Here is an 18,012-nt window from a genome sequence, read left to right on the forward strand (position 1 = left end):
CGTACAATGGCCGTGTTTCGGCCTCGCGGAGGCTTCCATGAATGCTCATACTTTCACCAGCGATGTCGCCTTCACGCCGACTGTCAAGGCGATCCAGACCCGCAAAGGTTCGCGCAAGGGCTATGCCAGCGCCGAGGAGCGCGGCGGATGGCGCGCCCATATCACGCCCGACCTCGCCGACTTCATCGCGGGGCAGACCAGCGTCTTCCTGTCGACGGCAAATGGCGAGGGTCAGCCCTATATCCAGCATCGCGGCGGGCCAGCCGGCTTCCTCAAGGTTCTGGACGAGAAGACCATCGGCTTTGCCGATTTCTCCGGGAACAGGCAGTTCATCACGCAGGGGAATCTCGCCGACAACAACCAGGCATTCCTGTTCCTGATCGACTATGCGCATCGCCAGCGCGTCAAGATCTGGGGCACGGCGCGCGTCGTCGAGGACGATGCCGAGCTTCTGGCAAGGCTGATGCCGCAGGACTACAAGGCGCGCCCCGAGCAGGTCATCTTGTTCACCGTCTCGGCCTGGGATGCCAATTGCCCGCAACACATTCCGCAGCGATTCGAGGCCGCCGATGTCGCGGCCGCACTCGCCGAACGCGACAAGCGGATTGAAAGCCTCGAACAGGAGATTGCGCGGCTGCGTGGCGCGGAAGACGGCACGGCCAAGGGGTAATCGAGCGCCGTCAGAGTCGTCTGTTTGGACGCAATTCCCAAGGGAAAGCGTACGTGCTTTTCCCGGGAAAACCGCTACACACTTTTCCTGGAATTGCTTTAGTCCTTGGCGGTCGAAACCTCGGCCAGTGCGACGCTGTCGGCAGTCTGGCGGACCGAGACGACGCCACGCGCAAGCGCCAGCAGGTATTTGCTGTATTCGGTCAGAAGCACGCGTAACGCTTCCGGCTTGGTCAGCCAGTCGCCATTGTCCAGATTGGTGTTGACCACCGGATAGGGTTCAAGCCTGGCGCCATGCAGCAGGCGGCCCATCTCGAGCAGGCTGCGCGGCATGTGGTAATTGTTGGTGACGAGGATGACGCTGCCATAGGCGTGGCTCTCCACCCATTTAGCGCTTTCCTCGGCATTGCCGATCGTGTCGAGCGCGGCGCGGTCGATGTCGACACAGCAGGAAAACAGCGCCTTGTCGCCGCCGGTAGCAGCCTGCAATTGGCGGCGGCTGGCAGAGGGATGCACGCCTGATATCAGCAGCCGCTCGCCCTTGCCGGAGGCAAGCAGATCGAGTGCTGCGTCGAGGCGGGCCTGACCGCCGGTCAAGACGATGATCGCATCGGCCTTGGCCGGGTTGGTCGGGGTCGTCATGTGGCTGACCTTGCTGGCGAACCAGCCGAAGCCACCGGCAAACAGGGCCACCAGCAGCAGTAGACAGAGGGAGGCGAGACGCAGGGCGGTGCGCAAACGGCCCAGCCCGGTACGCACACGCGAACGCACCACTGGCATCTGTCCAGCCGTTCCGGTCGACTCCCGCGCGTTCATCATCCTATGGTTAATCCTGAAATGCCTTTTTGGTAAGGAAAAAAGCGCACATTGCGTTACGTCGGTTTTCGATCCGTGATCGTCCCTTCCATTCCTGTCCTTGCCCCCGAACTGTTTTCGCTTCTGCCCTCACGGTTCACCCCGCATCCGGCTGGCGGACATCGATGTCGCTGAGGTAGGCGACGACGGTGGCGTGCGAGGTCGCCGCCGTCAGTCCGCCGATCACCAGCACCATCAGGCCGACGCCGAGATAGCCTGCCGATCCGATGGCGAAATTGCCGAACAAAGCGGTGGCCTGGTCGGCCTGCGGCGTTGCCATGTTGCGCGACGACCACCAGGAAAAGACGATGAAAACCAGGATCGCGGCTGCGCCGCCGGCGGCCGCACCCTTCATCCCGGTGACCAGGAAATGCCAGCGGAATTCGCGCGCGATGAAGCGCGCCTCGGCGCCGACGAAATGCAGCACTTCGATGATATGGCCGTTACCCGCCATAGCGCCGCGCGTCGCAAACACTACGGTCAGCACCGTCGCCGACAGCATCAGGACCAGCACGGCGATGCCGATGGTGACCGTGGTGCGGGCCATGGCGACCAGCCGGTCGACCCATGTACGGTGATCGTCGAGCGAAGCACTCGGCAGCTTGGGCGTGAGCGCCGCACGGATGGCGCTAAAGTCGGGCGGACTGGTCTCGTCGATGGTGACGATGATCAGGCGCGGCACCGGCAATTCGTCGATATTCAGGCCCGAGCCCAGCCATGGCTCCAACAGACGCGCGGTGGCGTCGCGATCGATGATCCGGGTTTCCTTCACGCCGGGGAATTCGCCGACGATCTGCGAGGCCTGGGCAAGGGCTGCCTCCATGTCGAGGCCGTCGACCGGTTTGATCTGAATCGTCGCCTCGCGCGAGATCTGGTTTTCCCAGACCGAGGCAGTGTCGCGCACCAGCGTGACGGCGCCGAAAGTCAGGCAGGACAGGAAGGTCATGATGGCGATGACCAGCACCAAGGCGCGGCCGGCAATATTCTGCGCCGGCACGATCGGCGCCATGCGGCGCTGGACGCGCTGCGTCGTCGTCGCGGGCTCGGCGGCGTCTTCATGCAGCTGTTCGGCCGATACTTCAGTCATAAATATCCAGCCTTCCGCCGGCCAGGATCATGCGGCGCGCGTCGACCTGTTCCATCAGGCCGAGATCGTGAGTGGCGATCACCACCGCGGTGCCGAGCCGGTTGAGCTCGATGAACAGCCTTAGCAGCCGGCGTGCCAGTGGCGGGTCGACATTGCCGGTCGGCTCGTCGGCAAGCAGGATTTCGGGCTGTTCGATCAAGGCCCGGGCGATTGCCGCGCGCTGCTTTTCGCCACCCGAAAGGACCGGCGGCAGCACATGCATGCGCTCGCCCAGGCCAACCCATTTCAAAAGTTCGGTGACGTCGGTGCGGTAGCTCGCTTCCTCGCGGCCGCGCACGCGCAGCGGCAGAGCGACATTCTCATAGGTGGTCATGTGGTCGAGCAGGCGGAAATCCTGGAACACCACGCCGATGCGGCGCCTGAGATGCGGCAGTTCAGCGCGCGAGATGCGCGAGCGGTCCTTGCCGAAGATGGTGATCAGCCCGCGTGTCGGCTTCAGCGACATGAACAGAAGGCGCAGCAGCGTCGTCTTGCCGGCGCCGGAGGGCCCGCTCAGGAACTGGAAGGAGCTCTCCGGAATGTGCAGGGAGATGTCGCGGAGGATTTCCGGACCCATGCCATAGCGGAGGCCGACATTTTCGAAGCGGATCACGTGCGACGACCTGAGGGCGGCGGCGTGCCAGCCCTTTCTGTCCAACGACCATCGGCCGCCATGGTTAACCGTCGGTTAATTTTCGCTGTTCTTGAGTGCGTCACAAGGGTTCCGGTGGGAAGCGTTAACCATTTCCATTTACGCAAAAGAAACGAAGAGGCAACAGCGGGGCCATGATGGCTGAGCAACGAACCGCGCGCCCGGTTTCCGGCGAAATCATGACCGGGACAAGTGTCGCACCGGAATCGCGTCCTGTGGCGACCGACATCGTCGATGCGGATTATGAGGTGCTGCCGCAGCCGATCCCAAGGGTAGAAGCCATGCCGACGCCGGCGCGCGACATCGCGACGCCGTCGATGGAAGGCATGGAGATGCTGCGCAAATCAGATGCGTCAGCCGGGCGGCCGGCATCGCGTGGCGGGCCGATCTTCTGGATTGCCGGCATCGGTGCGGCGCTTGCCGCCTTCTGGGTCTCGGGTGGCCACGCGCTGGTGCGCCAGACGCCGTTCTGGTCAGTCGAACAGCCGGAGGGCGCCGTACTCAGCATTGCCGGCGTCACGTCGCGTGTCGACGCCTCAGGAACCACCCCGGTGCTGTTCGTGGACGGCGAGGCCGTCAATGACGGTTTGAAGGCGGGACAATTGCCGCCGCTGGAGATACGTGTCACCGGCAATGACAGCCGCATCACCCGCTATACTCTGGGGACATCCAACCGTTCTCTGGCGCCCGGCGAAAGATTCGGCTTTTCCAGCCGCCTCGATGTGCCTAGAAACGGCGTCAAGGCCGTGGCGGTCACCTTCGCCGGCTAGTCGGTTTCTCTGGAAAGGTTGTTGATGCCAGTTGTGCGCGGCAAGGACATCGAGGTCCTCTTTTCGGCGTCCGCGATCGCGCGGCGCAATCTCGAACTCGCCAAGGAGATCGCCGAGCACGACTATCACGACCTGCTGGTGATTTCGGTGCTGAAGGGCTCGTTCATCTTCGCCGCCGATTTGATCCGCGCCATGCACGATGTCGGGCTGTCGCCGGAGGTCGAGTTCATCTTCATTTCCAGCTATGGCGCCGGCACCACCAGCGGCGAGGTGAGGGTGCTGCGCGACATCGACAATGAGGTCGCGGGCCGCGACGTGCTGCTGATCGATGATATCCTGGAATCCGGCAAGACGCTGTCCTTCACCCGCAACCTGATGCTGTCGCGGGGCGCCAAAAGCTGCGCCATCGCCGTGCTGTTGGACAAGCGCATGCGCCGGCAGACGGAGCTGAACGCCGACTATGTCGGCTTCGACTGTCCCGATTACTTCGTGGTCGGCTACGGCATGGACGTCGCTCACGCTTTTCGCGAACTGCCGTTTGTCGGTGTCGTCAAAGGCGATGCCTGAGAAAAGGCCCCCGACGCTTCAAATTTTCAGAAAAAGTCAACTTTTGCCCGCCAAATTCCGGCCCATGGCAAAGCTTCTGATCGTCGAGGACGATGAGTCCGTCCGCACCCTCGCCGCCCGCGCGCTCGAACGCGCCGGGCACTCGATCGATATCGCCGCCGACGGCGCGCAGGGGCTGGCGATGGTCAGTGCTGCAGGCGGCGGTTACGACCTCGTCGTCTCCGATATCCGCATGCCGGAAATGGACGGCATCGAGATGGCGATCGCCGCAGCCAGGCTTTTTCCTGACATGAAGATCCTGCTGATGACCGGCTATGCCGACCAGCGCGAGCGCGCCGAGGAATTGAACGGCATCATTATCGACGTCGTGCAAAAGCCTTTCACGCTGGCCGAAATCCGCTCGCGGGTCGACCAGGCGCTCGCCTGCTTCGCCTGACACGCTTCAGGCGGCATCCTGAGACGCGGCGAGGACAGGCGCAGCGCTCCGGCGCCGTTCGGTGTTGAGCGCCAGCAGACCGGCGCCGATGATCAGCGCCGCACCGATGGCGGTGGTCGAGCGCGGCACCTCGTCGAAGAACAGGAAGCCCCACAGCGGCGACCAGATAATCCCGGTGTATTCGAAGGTGGCGACGCGGTTGGCGGGCGCCAGCCTGTAGGCCTGCGACAGCAGGATCATGCCGGCCGAAGCGACGAAGCCGCAGGCCGCCATCTTGAGGAAATCCGGTGTCGTCGGCCAGACCCACGGCCGCACCAGGAATTCGAGGCTGGGGTGGACAGCATGGGTTATGCCGGCAAGCCAGAATGTGCCGGCAACCGCAGCGGCGCCGACCAGATAGGCGCCGTTCTGGTAGAAGGCCATGACGGTGGAGGATTCGGTGTCGCCGATCTTGCGCGCCATCAGCTGTGAAAAGCCGTAGAGCAAAGCCGAGCCCAACGAAAGCAGCGCCGCCCANGTCGCCGATCTTGCGCGCCATCAGCTGTGAAAAGCCGTAGAGCAAAGCCGAGCCCAACGAAAGCAGCGCCGCCCAGTCGAACAGGCCGGCGCCCGGGCGCAGCATCACGACCACGCCCAGCATGCCGATCAGCACGGTGGCGAGAGCCTGCCAGGATACCCGCTCGCCGAGATAGGGCCCGGCTATCGCCATGATGAACAGGGGCGCCATGAAATAGAGCGCCACCGCGTCGGCGAGCGGCAAGGCAGCGATCGCCAGATAGTAGACCGTATAGGAGGAGAACTGGATGAAGGCGCGTATCGTCAGCAGGCCGAACCGCTTCGAGACAATGGCCCGCAGGCCGACATCGGCGCGAACGAGAACGACCAGGATCGGCAAAGCGACGATCGAGCGGATCCACATCACCTCGGTCACGGGATAGCCGGCCGACACCGCCTTGACCAGCGGGTCCTGGAGCGAGAACACCAGCACGCCAAGGCACAGGCTGATGATGCCGAGAACGATCCGGTTGCGCATGTTGTTCTGCCGGCCCTTGCCTTAACTGCCCGCAGCCGCCCGGCCATGGGGTAAAAAGAACCCGCCACCGTTTCGGGCAGCGGGTATGAGTGAGGACTCTTTGATTGGTCCGCAGCCGATTTCGCGGCGGCATATCCAATGGGTGAGCGGACTATGCTGCGGCGTTTGACATGTTGCAAACGAATTGGAATGATACCAGAGATCAAATTTGCTTATGACGGATTCGATGCGGCCAACCCTCGACAGCGATCTCCTGCGCACCTTCGTCGCCATTGCCGAAGCGGGCAATTTCACCCGGGCGGCGGAGCAGGCCGGGCGCACCCAGTCGGCGGTGTCGATGCAGATGAAGAAGCTCGAGGAGCTGGTCGGCGACAGCCTGTTCGAACGCGGCTCGCGCGGCGTGGCGCTGACGCGCCGTGGCGGCGAGCTGATCGTCAATGCCCGCCGCATCGTCTCTCTGCTCGACGAGACGGCGGCATCGATGGCGGCGGCACCGCTTGGCGGGCCTGTGCGCATCGGCATTCCCGAGGAATATGGTCACGCCATCCTGTCGCGCGCGCTCGGCGCCTTCTCGAAGCGTCACACCAAGGTCGAGGTCACCGTGCGCTATGCACATTCGGGCGCCCAGCTGGCAGCGTTGGCGGCCGGTGAACTCGACCTCGCCGTGGTGTTCGAATGGCAGGATCCTTCCGGCGGCGAGGTGCTGATGCACGATCCGACCGTGTGGGTGACATCGAGCCTGCATCACATGCATGAGGAGCGGCCGGTGCCGATCGCGCTCTACAACCGGGCCGGCTGGTGCAAGGACTTTGCCATCAAATCGCTTGAGCAGCGTGGGCTGGCCTACCGTGTCGCCTATACCAGCGACACCACCGGCGGCCTGAAGCTCGCCGTCACCTCTGGCCTGGCGATCGCGCCGATCTCGCACAGCAATATTCCGGATGGCTGTCGTGAACTCACCGCCGCTGACGGGTTCGGCCATATCGATTCCTCGAATGTGGTGATGCACCGCAGCCCAAATGCCTCAGGCGAAGCTATCGACGGCATGCAGGAGGCGATCCGCGAGGCATTCGTCAACCGGCCGGCTTAGTCTGTTGCATCCTCGTAGAAATGCAGGCGATTGCCGAAGGGGTCGCCGACTGACATTTCACGGGTCTGCCACGACGTGGTTTCGAGGCCCGGCCGGGCGTAGCGGTATCTCTTGCCGATCAGTTCGCGGTGCAATGCCGCGATGTCCTCGACCTTGATGCGCATGGCTATACCCGGCGCGCCGTCGCCATGATGTTCGCTCAGATGCAGGACACAGCCGTCGCGGATTACACCCATGTAGAGCGGCGCATTGTCGTCGAAGCGGTGCTCGAACTCGACCTTGAAGCCGAGAAAGTCGACATAGAATTCGCGTGCCTTGGCGATGTCGAAGATGCGCAGGATGGGCGTGACGGCACCGAGTTTCGGCATGGCGCTGATACCATTCAGTTCGACGGATGTTGCCTTGAGGCTACTTCAGCTCCAGCAGCCGCTCGAGGTAGCTGCGCTCGATGTCGGGGCTGAGCGCGTTGCCGAGCCGCTTGCGAATCGCTTCGAGAATCTGGCGGGCGCGCTGCACGTCGATCTCGTCGGGCACCTTCACCGAATCGCCGAAATCGGGTCCGCGGCTGGCGCGCGGCCGGCCCAGCGGATCGCGGCCGGCGTCCTGTTGGCGGCCACCTTCCTGGCTGCCGCCCTGGTCGCCCTGCATCGCCTGCAGCTGCTTCATCATCTCCTTGGCGCCCTTGCGCAGCGCTTCCAGCGCGCGACCCTGGTGGCCGACTGCCTGGTCGCCTTCGCCTTCGCCAAGCGACTTTTCGGCGTTGCCCATGGATTTGCCAGCGTCGCCAAACCCCTCATTGGGCTGCATGCCCATGCCTTCCAGGCCCTTCTTCAGCTTGTCGAGTTCGCTCTGCAACTGGCCCTGGCCTTCCTGCAGCTGCTTCATCGCATCGGCGAATTCCTGCGGTGTCATCGACTTCGGCCGGGCGAGAGGATCGCGATCCTTGCCGACGCCCGGCTGGTCCGGATCGTCGCCATTGCCTTCGCCGGGCTGCTGATTATCTCCGCGCTGCATCTGGTCCATGCGATAAGTGTCGTTCATCATCTCCTGCTGGCGGCGCATGATCTCGCCCAGCTTGTCCATCTGCTGGCGCATCTCGCTGTCCTGCTCGCCGCCCTGCTGCTGACGGCCGGCCTGCAGGTTGTTCATCATGTTTTCCAGCTGCGACAGCAGCTCCTGCGCCTTGTCGCGGTCGCCCGACTTCGCCAGGTTCTCGATCTGGTCCATCATGCGGTCGATATCGCTCTGGCGCAGCTCGCGTCCGTTCTGCTGCATCTGCGGCGCGTTCGGGTTCTGCTTGGCGCGCTCGGCGAATTCCTGCAGGAATTCGTTCATCGCCTCGCGCAGTTCCTTCATCGCCTTTTCGATCTCTTCGTCGCTGGCGCCGCGCTTGATGGCGTCCTGCAGCGCCTGCTGGGCCTGGCGGAGCCGCTTTTCGGCGGACGAGAGATTGCCTTCCTCGATGCCGAGCGCGATTTCCCAGAGATAGGCAATCTCGTTGCGCAACTGATCGTCGCTGTCCGACATCTTCAGCCGGCTGCGGGCGCTCATGATGGCGAGGTAATGCGACATGTTGTCGAACGTGTCCTCGGGCCGCAGGGTGATGGCGTCCATCAGGTCGAGCACGCGCGGCTTGGCATTGGCGTCGAGCGCCAGCAGGCGGCGCTGCTCGACCACCGCCCGCACCAGCGGGTTGGCGAAGGGCCGCTCCGGCATCACAATAGTCTTGGTTTCGCTGGTCGCGGTGTGTCCGGCATCGTCGGTGGCGACAAGCGACAGCTTGATGCTGGCGCCGGCCCAGACGTGCTCGGTGAGGTCCTTGGTGGTCTTGGCGGCGTTCGCCTTGCCGCCGCGGCGCGGCAGCGCCAGCGGCAGGTCAGGCGGACCGTAGAGCGGATGCGCATCGGGCGCCGCCGGATCGGCCAGCGCGAAAACCGCCTTTGCGGTGGCCGCGCCATAGTCGTCGTCGATCTGGTAGTTGAGCTCGAAGGCGCCGTTGACGGCGCGCTTGGGCTCGCCGACGAAGCGGATCGTCGGCGGCTTGTCGGGGATCACCGCGAAGGCCCAGCGACCGAGATCGGCTTCGCCCGACTTCAGCGTCAGCGTGCCGTCGGCGGTCAGCTTGCCGGTGAACTGGCGCAGCTTGGGGGTCGCCGGGTTGACCGCCGCTGCCTTGACGGCCGCCACCTGTGGTCCCGACGGGTCGATGGCGCGAGCATTGCCGCCCTTGTCGGCAAAGCTTAGCGTTTCCTCGCCGGAGCCGCCGGTCACGCGCAGCGAGACGTCGCTGCCTTGCGGCACGGTGAAGGTGGCAACCGCCTGCTTGGCGTTGCCATCGATGACTGGCGCGGTCAAGAAGATGGGCGGCTTGCCGGTATAGGCCGGCGGGGTCACCCAGGCATCGATGCGGGGCGGTACGATGTCGCGCGCCGCATGGGCACTGAAACCATCGGACAGCCTGCCGCCGGACGGCCCGAAGGAGAAGGCAAAAGCGGTGACCAACAGCAGCGCCGCCAGGGCACGCAATGCCCACGGATCGCGCTCCGGCACGCGCGTGCGCGGCAGGTCGGCGCCAAGGCTGCCGAGCTTGTCGGCCATGCGCTTTTGGTGTTCGCGCCACAACGCCTGGGAAAAGATGCTTTCCTTGCCGCTGGGACGGTCGGTCTGCACCAGCACCGGGCTGTGCTGCAACTGGTTGGCGGCCTCGATACGGCGGTCGATTTCAGCGGCGGATGGAAGGTTGAAGAAACGCAGCGGATAGAGCGCCGCCAGCGTGGCAATGCCGAACGCCGTGACCAGGGTAATACGCGCAATGTCAGGCAGCCTGGGGAAAAGGCCGAGCCAGGAGAGGCTGAGAAACAGGCTGGCGACGATGAGCAGCGGCAGAAGCAGCGGCCAACCGCGCTCGACCGTCATCGAGACCCGTGTCGCCAGCCGGCTCAGGGCAAGCCGCCCGGCCAGGCTGCGATCGCCACTGGAAATGGGGCGTTCCGTCATCGGCCCTTCCTGCCCGGGCGGGATAGCCCGGACTCAACAAGCAGAAGTTTACCAGCAAACACGGCAAAGGCGAGGCGGTTCCGGAAAACTTGAAAAGCTTTGGCGGGTTTGCGTCCCACTTCAGTCGAAGCAAGGTTAGAATTTCGCCGGATCGGTATTCGAGCCGCAGACAAGGACGGCGATCCGCTCGCCCGGCGCCGGTGTGTAGCGGCCGGACAAGAGAGCCGCAAAGGCTGCGGCGCCACCCGGCTCGGCGATGATCCGCACCCGCTCCCACAGCGCCTTCTGCGCGGCAATGATGGCGTCGTCGGTGACCAGGATGGAGCGTTCGACGAAGGCCTCGGCGATCGGGAACATCATCTCGCCGACGCGTTTGGGCGCCAGCGAATCGGCGGCGACGCCTTCGGCCGGCGCATCGACGGGGTGGCCGGCCTCGAAGGCGCGATGCAGCGTCGGCGCGCCTTCGGGCTCGATGGCGATGATCCTGATGCGGCCGGCAAACCAGGCGGCGATGCCGCCGATCAGGCCGCCGCCGCCGACAGCGACCAGCAGCGTGTCGATGTCTGGCAGATCGGTTTCGATTTCGAGGCCGAGCGTGCCCTGGCCGACCAATGTTTCCTCCTGGTTGAAGGCATGGATCTGCAGCGCGCCGGTCTTTTCGGCAAAAGCCTCGCTGGCGGCCAGCGCCTCGGCATAGCGGGCGCCGCCGACCATCAGTTCGGCGCCGTAGCCGCGGATGCGCTGCAGCTTGGCCGGTGGGCTGACTTCGGGAACGAAGATCGTCGCCTTGTGGCCAAGCCGCATGGCGGCATAGGCGACCGCGGCGCCATGATTGCCGCCCGAAGCCGCAACCACGCCGGCCGCAGGCACCGGCCGTTCGAGCAGATTGGTGAAGGCGCCGCGCGCTTTGAACGAACCGGAATGCTGCAGGCATTCGAGCTTGAGGTCGACCGCCAGCGGCGGCCGGTCGAAATCGGCCATGTCGACGCGCAGCACCGGCGTGTGCCTGATATAGCGGCGGATGCGCGGTTCCATCGCGGCAATGCGTTCGCGCGTGACGGTGTTGCCGTTCGTCATGACCATCTCCTTGGGATTGACAGCAATTAGTAACTTGGCAAAATGGCTAAATGCAAGAGGTTGATGTCTTCAAGGCGATCGCCAATGAACGCAGGCTGCAGATCCTCGACTGGCTGAAGGATCCGCAGGCGCATTTCCCGGCCCAGGCAGACGGCGATCTGGTCGAGGACGGCGTTTGCGCGCTGCTGATCGCGGAGAAGCTCGGCATTACGCAGGCGACGCTCTCCGAACATATGCGCGTGCTTACCCAGGCCGGTCTGCTGCGGCCCAAGCGCATCAAGCAATGGACGTTCTACCGCCGCGACGAGGACAGGATCGCCGACACAAGGATGCTCATCCAAAACCGGCTGTAGCGCAGCCGCCGTGGCGGCTCCTATGCAAGCCAGTCGGGCACCGAATCCAGGCCGATAAGCTCGTCATAGGTCTGGCGCCGGCGTACGACATGGAAACGGTCGCCGTCGACCAGAACCTCAGGCACAAGTAGGCGGGTGTTGTAGGTGCCGGATTGCACCGCGCCATAGGCGCCGGCGGTGGTGACGGCAATGAGGTCGCCAGACTTGAGCCGGGGCAGGTCACGGTCGAGGCCGAGATAGTCGCCGGTCTCGCAGACCGGGCCGACGACGTCGACCCCCATGCGCGGCGTGTCGGCCGGCGGCTGCACCACCGGCTTGATGTCGTGGAAGGCATCGTAGAGCGTCGGCCGGATCAGATCGTTCATGGCGGCGTCGACGACGAGGAAGTTCTTGGCGTCGCCTTCCTTCACGAAGATCACTTCCGAGACCAGGATGCCGGCATTGCCAACGATCAGCCGGCCCGGCTCGAACATCACCTTCACTCCAAGCTTTGTCAGATGCTTCCTGACGATCTCGGCATAGGCATCGGGCAGAGGCGGCGGGCTGTTGTCGGTGCGGTAGGGGATGCCGAGGCCGCCGCCGAGATCGACATGCTCGACGGGGTGGCCATCGGCGCGCAGCGCGCCGACCAGTTCCGCCAGAAGCGCGAAAGCATCGTCAAAGGGCTGCAACTCGGTGATCTGGCTGCCGATATGGGTATCGATGCCGATGGGCTTGGTGCCCGGCAGCCCGGCCGCGCGGGCATAGACCTGGCGCGCCCGTTGCCAGGGAATGCCGAACTTGTTCTCGGCCTTGCCGGTGGAGATCTTCCTGTGCGTCCTGGCGTCGACATCCGGGTTGATGCGCAGCGACACCGGCGCCACCTTGCCGAGCGCGGTGGCGCGGGCCGACAGCAATTCAAGCTCCGGCTCGGATTCGACATTGAAGCAGAGAATGCCGGCCTCGAGCGCGAAATCCATCTCGCGCGCGGTCTTGCCGACACCGGAAAACACGATCTTGTTGGCCGGGATTCCGGCGGCGAGCGCGCGGCGCATTTCGCCTTCCGAGACGGTATCGGCGCCGGCGCCGAGCTTTGCCAGCGTCCGCAGCACCGCCTGGTTGGAATTCGCCTTCAAGGCGTAACAGACCAGCGTGTCGAGCCCGGCAAAGGCCCCGGCGAACACCCGGTAGTGTCTGGTCAAGGTTGCCGTCGAATAACAATAGAACGGCGTGCCGACGCTTGCGGCGATGTCTGGTATCGCCACGTCCTCGGCATGGAGCACGCCGTCGCGGTAATCGAAATGGTTCACGAGAGTGTTTCCGGAAGTTGGAGCACGAGACCTGGTTAGCACGAGACCTGGCCAGAAAGACCAAGCCGGTCTCATCGGCTCTAGATCAGCGGGTCGAGGATGAACTTCTTGTCCACGACCGGTTTTTCCGGCTCCGGCGGCACCGGCTGTTTGGCGCGCTCGGCGTCCTTGCGGGCCTGGACGGCCGCTTCATAGGGCGTGTCGAGACCGGCCTTACGGCCGCAAGCGGTCACGGCAGCTATCGCCGTAAGCAGCGTCAGCGTCACCAAAATCCTGCTTGCGGTCATCGATCCATCCGTCCGAAACATTATGTGCTGCGCTTTTAACCGAGTTTTAGGCGCATTGCACCCCGGCATCATGCCTTGGCGATGCGCTTTTTCCAGCTGCGGATCTGCTTCCTGACCTCCGACGGCGCCGTGCCGCCGAAACTGGTGCGGCTCTTCACCGAATTCTGCACCGCCAGAACCGAGAAGATGTCTGCCGTGATGCCGGGGTTGATCGACTGCAGATCTTCCAGCGACAGCTTTTCAAGGCTCACCTTCTTCTCTTCGGCCACCGCCACCGCGCGACCGGTGACATGGTGTGCCTCACGGAAGGGCAGGCCCAGCGTGCGCACCAGCCAGTCGGCGAGGTCGGTCGCGGTCGCGTGGCCCGAGCCGGCGGCCTTCTTCATGGCGGCGGCATTGACCGTCATGTCGCGCACCATGCCGGTCATCGCCGCCAGCATCAGATCGAGCGTCTCGGCGGCGTCGAAGACCGATTCCTTGTCTTCCTGCATGTCCTTGCCGTAGGTCAGCGGCATGCCCTTCATCACGGTCAGCAGCCCGACGAGATGGCCGGTGACGCGGCCGGTCTTGCCGCGCACCAGTTCGGCGGCGTCCGGGTTCTTCTTCTGCGGCATGATCGAGGAGCCGGTGGAGAAACTGTCCGACAGTCTGACAAAGCCGAATTGCGGCGTCGACCAGATGATGATTTCTTCGGCGAGCCGCGACAGATGCGTGGCGGAGATCGCCACCAGGCTCAAAAACTCCAGCGCGAAATCGCGGTCGGAGACGCTGTCCAACGAATTGCGCATCGGCTCGCGGAAGCCGAGCGCCTTGGCGGTCTTGTGGCGATCGATCGGAAAACTGGTGCCGGCAAGCGCTGCCGCGCCGAGCGGGCTTTCATCCATCCGCTCGATGGCGTCGCGGACGCGCGACAGGTCGCGCGAAAACATCTCGACATAGGCCATGCAATGGTGGCCGAAGGTCACCGGCTGCGCCGCCTGCATGTGGGTGAAGCCGGGCATCACGGTCGCCGCATGCTCCTCGGCGCGATCGAGCAAGGCTGAGATCAGCCCCTTCAGCGCCTCGGCGACGCGAAAGCACTCGTCCTTGACCCAGAGCCGGAGATCCACCGCCACCTGGTCGTTGCGTGACCGCGCCGTGTGCAGGCGGCCGGCGGCCGGGCCGATCAGATCGGCAAGGCGGGCCTCGATGTTCATGTGAATGTCTTCCAGCCGGGTCGAGAACTCGAACGTGCCGGCCTCGATCTCTTTCAGGATCGTGTTCAGCCCGTGAGCGATTTTTTCTTGATCGGCCGCCGAAATAATGCCCGTTTCAGCCAACATCTCGCTGTGGGCGATCGAACCTCTTATGTCTTGGGCATAGAGTTTGCGGTCGAACGAAATCGACGCGTTGATCGCTTCCATGATCGCGGCCGGACCCGAGGCAAAACGTCCGCCCCACATCTGGTTGCTGGCCTTCTTGTCGCTCATCGCTATAACCCGTGCTCCGGAGCAGTCTTAGAAAATGGCAGACGGTAACAGATACTTCCCGGCCCCGCGCCTGATCCTCGCCGCTTTGCTGGCGGGCGTGCTGGCCGGCGCGGTCGCGGTATATGTCAGCGAGAGCGGGTCTGGCAACAACGCAGCCACCGGCAGCGCACCTGCGGCCGGCGCGGGCAACAGCAAGAACGATGTCGCCTGCGCCGCCAAGAGCGACCGCGCCAAAAAGGTTGCCGCCGCGGCCACCGGCCAGGTGGCGGCATTGCTGCCCGCCGATCCGCCGCAATCGCTGAAAAGTCTCGCCTTCAACGGTCCCGACGGCAAGCCGATGACGATCGCCGATCATGCCGGCAAGACCGTGCTGCTCAATTTGTGGGCAACGTGGTGCGCGCCCTGCCGCGCCGAAATGCCGGCGCTCGACGCCTTGCAGAAGGAAAAGGGCAGCGATGCCTTCGAAGTGGTCGCGGTCAATGTCGATGCCGGCGACGATGTGAAGCCGAAGAAGTTCCTCGCCGATATCGGCATCGGGTCGCTCGGCTACTACCGCGATTCGACGCTGGCGCTGTTCAACGACGTCAAGACGCGCGGCTTGGCGCTAGGCCTCCCCGTCACCATGCTGATCGATGGCGAAGGCTGCCTGGTCGCGCATATGAACGGACCGGCGGAATGGTCGGGACCGGATGCCAAGCGCCTGGTCGAGGCCGCACTCGCCCCTTAGGATGAGCGCAGGGCCGCCGCCGGCGGCAGCATCAAGATGCTGCCGCCGCGTTGTTTGACGCTGGCGTCCTCTTGTGCCGCCGGCGCCGCGACGCCGGTCAGTTCGCTGAACGCCTCGATCGGGCTCGGCCGGCCTAGATAGTAGCCCTGGCCGATCTCGCAGGCCTCGGCGTCGAGGAATTTCAGCTCGCCCAGCGTCTCGACGCCCTCGGCCAAAACCGGCAGGCCGAGACCGCGGCCAAGCCCCAGAACGGCGCGCACGATGGCTGCCACCTGGCCGTTGCTGTCGACTGATTTGATGAATGAGCCGTCGATCTTGATCTTGTCGAAGGGGAAGGCGCGGAGATTGGACAGCGAGGAGTAGCCGGTTCCGAAATCGTCCATCGCCACACGCACGCCAAGCGCCTTCACCTGGCGCAAGGTCGCCAGCGCGCGCGGCATGTCCTTGACCAGCGCCGTTTCGGTGATCTCGAGTTCGAGCCTGCCGGGCGTCAGGCCGGAGCCGAGCAGGACTTCATGCACCTTGCGGCTGAAATTCGGATTGTGGAGCTGCACCGCCGAGACATTGACCGCGACGGTGAGAGGGTTCTTCCAGCGCGCAGCCTCGGCGCAGGCCGTCGCCAGCACCCATTCGCCGATCTGGATGATGACGCCGCTGTCTTCGGCCACCGGGATGAAGGTCGCCGGCGACACGTCGCCGCGCTGCGGATGGCGCCAGCGGATCAGCGCTTCGAACCCGACCATCCGCCCGCTGCTGATCTCCTTTTGTGGCTGGTAGACGAGGCGAAACTCATCGCGCGCCATGGCCTGGCGCAGTTCGTGCTCCATCACGCGCCGGTCTCGCGCCTCGGCGCCCATCGAGGCCTCGAAGTAACGGTAGGTGTCCTTGCCCTCGGCCTTGGCGCGGTAGAGCGCGGTGTCGGCGTGGCTGACCAGGAGTGTCGGCTCATCGGCGTCGAGCGGATAAAGTGCAATGCCGATGCTGGCCGACACCAGCCCGCCACCGACCGACAGCCGGTTTTCCTCGCGCATGGCCGCCAGCACCGCCTCGGCGATGCGGCCGGCCGCCTGCGGATCGGGAAGGTTCGGAGCGATGATGGCGAACTCGTCGCCGCCGAGACGCGCCAGCATCTGTCCGTGGCGGAGCACGGCGGAGGCGCATAGCGCCACCTTCTGCAGCATGGCATCGCCGGCGCCGTGCCCGAACAGGTCGTTCACTTCCTTGAAGCGGTCGAGGTCTAGCAGCAGCAGCGCAAGATGCCCGCCCTTGCCGCCGCGGTCCATTGCGGCAATTTCGGCCTCGAGCCGGCCGGAGAAACTGCGGCGGTTGGGGAGCCCGGTCAGCGGGTCGAAATGGGCGAGGCGCAGTATCTCCTGCTCGGCCTTCCGGCGTTCGCGGATGTCGCGCACGGCGACCACGCTGTGCCGCTTGCCGCAATAGTCGATGCTCCTGGCGATAAGTTCGACGGGGATGGTGGCGCCGTCATGGGCTCTGAGCTCCGCTTCCTGTGCCTGTCCGCTGCAGTCGGACATGCCGGCCGCGGTGCGTTCGCCGAAGAGATCGCCAAGCAGCATCGCGTTCAGCACTTCCGGCGCCATGCCGGTTAGCGCGGCGATGCTGTCATTGGCGCTGACGATGCGGGCGCCGTCGCAGACGATCAGCCCCTCGACGGCGGCGTTGGCGAGGCCGTGCATGCGCTCTGCCTCGAGCTTGTGACGCCGGAAACGCAGGTCGATCCACAATGCTGCGGCTGAAAGCACCAGGATAGCCATGCTGACTGCAGCGGCGGCGAAGGCCTGCGACACCGGTTCAACCGTGAACTGCGATATCTGGATGGAGGAGTCCGGGAAGATCGACACCGCGCCCATGGCGATGAAGTGCAGGCTGCAGATCGCCAGCGTCAACAGGATGGCGGCGGCGATTGTGGCCTGCATGGACGGCCGTCGCAACACGACCAGCAGCGCCAGCGCGGCGAGGGTGACGCCTGTCAGCACCGAGACGCCGACCAGCAGCGGGTTCCAGACGATGCGCCCTTCGACCTCGAAGGCGGCCATGCCGATATAGTGCATGGCGGCGATACCAGCGCCGAGGACCGCGCCGCCGACCAGAGGGTAGTCGATGCCCCGGCGCAAGGTGGCGATCCACATGCCCGCGGCGGTCAGGGCGACGGAACCGGCGAGCGAAAGCGCCGACATTTCCGCATTGTAGGCGTTGGGGATTCCGGGAGAAAAGGCAAGCATTGCGATGAAATGCGTCGCCCAGATGCCGAAGCCGGTGGAAGTGGCTGCTATCATCAGCCAGGTATAGCGGTTGCGCTCGCTCGAGCGGTCGACATGGCGAAGCAGGTTGACCGCCGAGAAGGAAGAAATACCGCAAATGAGCGCTGCCAGTGCGACCAGTCTCAGATCGTGCTCATGCACGATACAATTATAGACCGTCAGCATCTCGCCCCACCTGCTCTCCCACAGCAATCAAGCCGTCCACTTGATTAGTATGTCGCGCTTGACGAAGAATCGGTTATGCGAACTACAACTACAGCGGGTTTTTCGGGTTGTACCTTGCGGCGATCCTGTCTCATTCCAGACAGGGTCACAGCAGCGCTTGGCGCGATGCCG

General features: G+C 64.4%; 17 protein-coding genes and 1 pseudogene. 7 read left to right on the forward strand and 11 right to left on the reverse strand.

The annotated features are described in order from the left end of the window. Nucleotides 1–37: 37 nt before the first annotated feature. Nucleotides 38–670: a pyridoxamine 5'-phosphate oxidase family protein gene (locus X751_RS158965; protein ID WP_023743989.1), complete on the forward strand. Its 633-nt coding sequence runs from the start codon at nt 38–40 to the stop codon at nt 668–670. A gap of 98 nt (nt 671–768) precedes the next feature. Here the strand turns inward: X751_RS158965 and X751_RS158960 are convergent, their stop codons facing one another. The 3 genes from X751_RS158960 to ftsE form a co-directional block, all read right to left on the reverse strand. After that, nucleotides 769–1,449, reverse strand: a complete 681-nt coding sequence (locus tag X751_RS158960) for a YdcF family protein (protein ID WP_245265763.1) — start codon at nt 1,447–1,449, stop codon at nt 769–771. Nucleotides 1,450–1,621: 172 nt separating this feature from the next. Further along, nucleotides 1,622–2,611, reverse strand: a complete 990-nt coding sequence (locus X751_RS158955) for an ABC transporter permease (protein WP_023701396.1) — start codon at nt 2,609–2,611, stop codon at nt 1,622–1,624. After that, nucleotides 2,604–3,263, reverse strand: coding sequence for a cell division ATP-binding protein FtsE (gene ftsE / locus X751_RS158950; protein WP_023685344.1), 660 nt, complete (start codon nt 3,261–3,263; stop codon nt 2,604–2,606). The genes X751_RS158955 and ftsE overlap by 8 nt, the downstream gene beginning before the upstream one ends. Nucleotides 3,264–3,436: 173 nt before the next feature. On the opposite strand from ftsE, the gene X751_RS158945 reads away from it, so the two are divergent. The 3 genes from X751_RS158945 (at nt 3,437) to X751_RS158935 (ending at nt 5,075) form a co-directional block, all read left to right on the forward strand. Continuing rightward, on the forward strand, nt 3,437–4,072 hold the full coding sequence (locus X751_RS158945; protein WP_023743991.1) for a hypothetical protein: 636 nt from the start codon (nt 3,437–3,439) through the stop codon (nt 4,070–4,072). A gap of 24 nt (nt 4,073–4,096) precedes the next feature. After that, nucleotides 4,097–4,639 carry a hypoxanthine phosphoribosyltransferase gene (gene hpt, locus X751_RS158940; RefSeq protein ID WP_023673315.1) on the forward strand — a complete coding sequence of 181 codons (543 nt, stop codon included), beginning with the start codon at nt 4,097–4,099 and terminating at the stop codon, nt 4,637–4,639. A gap of 64 nt (nt 4,640–4,703) precedes the next feature. Further along, entirely contained in the window at nt 4,704–5,075 is a 372-nt protein-coding gene (locus tag X751_RS158935) for a response regulator (RefSeq protein WP_023673316.1), read from the forward strand. Between the two features lie 6 nt (nt 5,076–5,081). Here the strand turns inward: X751_RS158935 and X751_RS01000000163535 are convergent. Continuing rightward, nucleotides 5,082–6,108, reverse strand: a pseudogene (locus X751_RS01000000163535) (DMT family transporter). Between the two features lie 226 nt (nt 6,109–6,334). Between X751_RS01000000163535 and X751_RS158930 the strand changes: the two are divergent. Then, entirely contained in the window at nt 6,335–7,198 is an 864-nt protein-coding gene (locus X751_RS158930) for a LysR substrate-binding domain-containing protein (protein WP_023701399.1), read from the forward strand. On the opposite strand, the gene X751_RS158925 is transcribed toward X751_RS158930, so the two are convergent. The 3 genes from X751_RS158925 to X751_RS158915 all read right to left on the reverse strand — a co-directional run bounded on the left by X751_RS158925 (nt 7,195) and on the right by X751_RS158915 (nt 11,272). After that, on the reverse strand, nt 7,195–7,566 hold the full coding sequence (locus X751_RS158925) for a glyoxalase superfamily protein (protein ID WP_023743992.1): 372 nt from the start codon (nt 7,564–7,566) through the stop codon (nt 7,195–7,197). The genes X751_RS158930 and X751_RS158925 overlap by 4 nt on opposite strands. Nucleotides 7,567–7,606: 40 nt before the next feature. Continuing rightward, a complete protein-coding gene (locus X751_RS158920; RefSeq protein WP_023743993.1) occupies nt 7,607–10,195 on the reverse strand; it encodes a TIGR02302 family protein in 2,589 nt (862 codons plus the stop codon). Nucleotides 10,196–10,330: 135 nt separating this feature from the next. Next, on the reverse strand, nt 10,331–11,272 hold the full coding sequence (locus X751_RS158915) for a threonine/serine dehydratase (protein WP_023743994.1): 942 nt from the start codon (nt 11,270–11,272) through the stop codon (nt 10,331–10,333). Nucleotides 11,273–11,322: 50 nt separating this feature from the next. Here X751_RS158915 and X751_RS158910 point away from each other — a divergent pair, with 50 nt between their 5' ends. Continuing rightward, on the forward strand, nt 11,323–11,625 hold the full coding sequence (locus tag X751_RS158910; protein WP_023694025.1) for a metalloregulator ArsR/SmtB family transcription factor: 303 nt from the start codon (nt 11,323–11,325) through the stop codon (nt 11,623–11,625). A 20-nt stretch (nt 11,626–11,645) separates the two neighbouring features. On the opposite strand, the gene lysA is transcribed toward X751_RS158910, so the two are convergent. The 3 genes from lysA to argH all read right to left on the reverse strand — a co-directional run bounded on the left by lysA (nt 11,646) and on the right by argH (nt 14,670). Further along, nucleotides 11,646–12,914, reverse strand: coding sequence for a diaminopimelate decarboxylase (gene lysA, locus X751_RS158905; protein ID WP_023743995.1), 1,269 nt, complete (start codon nt 12,912–12,914; stop codon nt 11,646–11,648). 80 nt (nt 12,915–12,994) lie between these two features. Further along, nucleotides 12,995–13,201: a hypothetical protein gene (locus X751_RS158900; protein WP_023743996.1), complete on the reverse strand. Its 207-nt coding sequence runs from the start codon at nt 13,199–13,201 to the stop codon at nt 12,995–12,997. A gap of 68 nt (nt 13,202–13,269) precedes the next feature. Continuing rightward, entirely contained in the window at nt 13,270–14,670 is a 1,401-nt protein-coding gene (gene argH / locus X751_RS158895; protein WP_023743997.1) for an argininosuccinate lyase, read from the reverse strand. A 34-nt stretch (nt 14,671–14,704) separates the two neighbouring features. On the opposite strand from argH, the gene X751_RS158890 reads away from it, so the two are divergent. Then, the gene (locus X751_RS158890) at nt 14,705–15,397 is read left to right on the forward strand and encodes a TlpA disulfide reductase family protein (RefSeq protein WP_023743998.1); all 693 of its coding nucleotides are present in this window, start codon (nt 14,705–14,707) and stop codon (nt 15,395–15,397) included. Here the strand turns inward: X751_RS158890 and X751_RS158885 are convergent. Next, nucleotides 15,394–17,841, reverse strand: coding sequence for an EAL domain-containing protein (locus X751_RS158885; RefSeq protein WP_023737452.1), 2,448 nt, complete (start codon nt 17,839–17,841; stop codon nt 15,394–15,396). The genes X751_RS158890 and X751_RS158885 overlap by 4 nt on opposite strands. Nucleotides 17,842–18,012: the final 171 nt, after the last annotated feature.

This window comes from Mesorhizobium sp. LNJC394B00, from assembly GCF_000502555.1.
Taxonomy (GTDB): Bacteria; Pseudomonadota; Alphaproteobacteria; order Rhizobiales; family Rhizobiaceae; genus Mesorhizobium.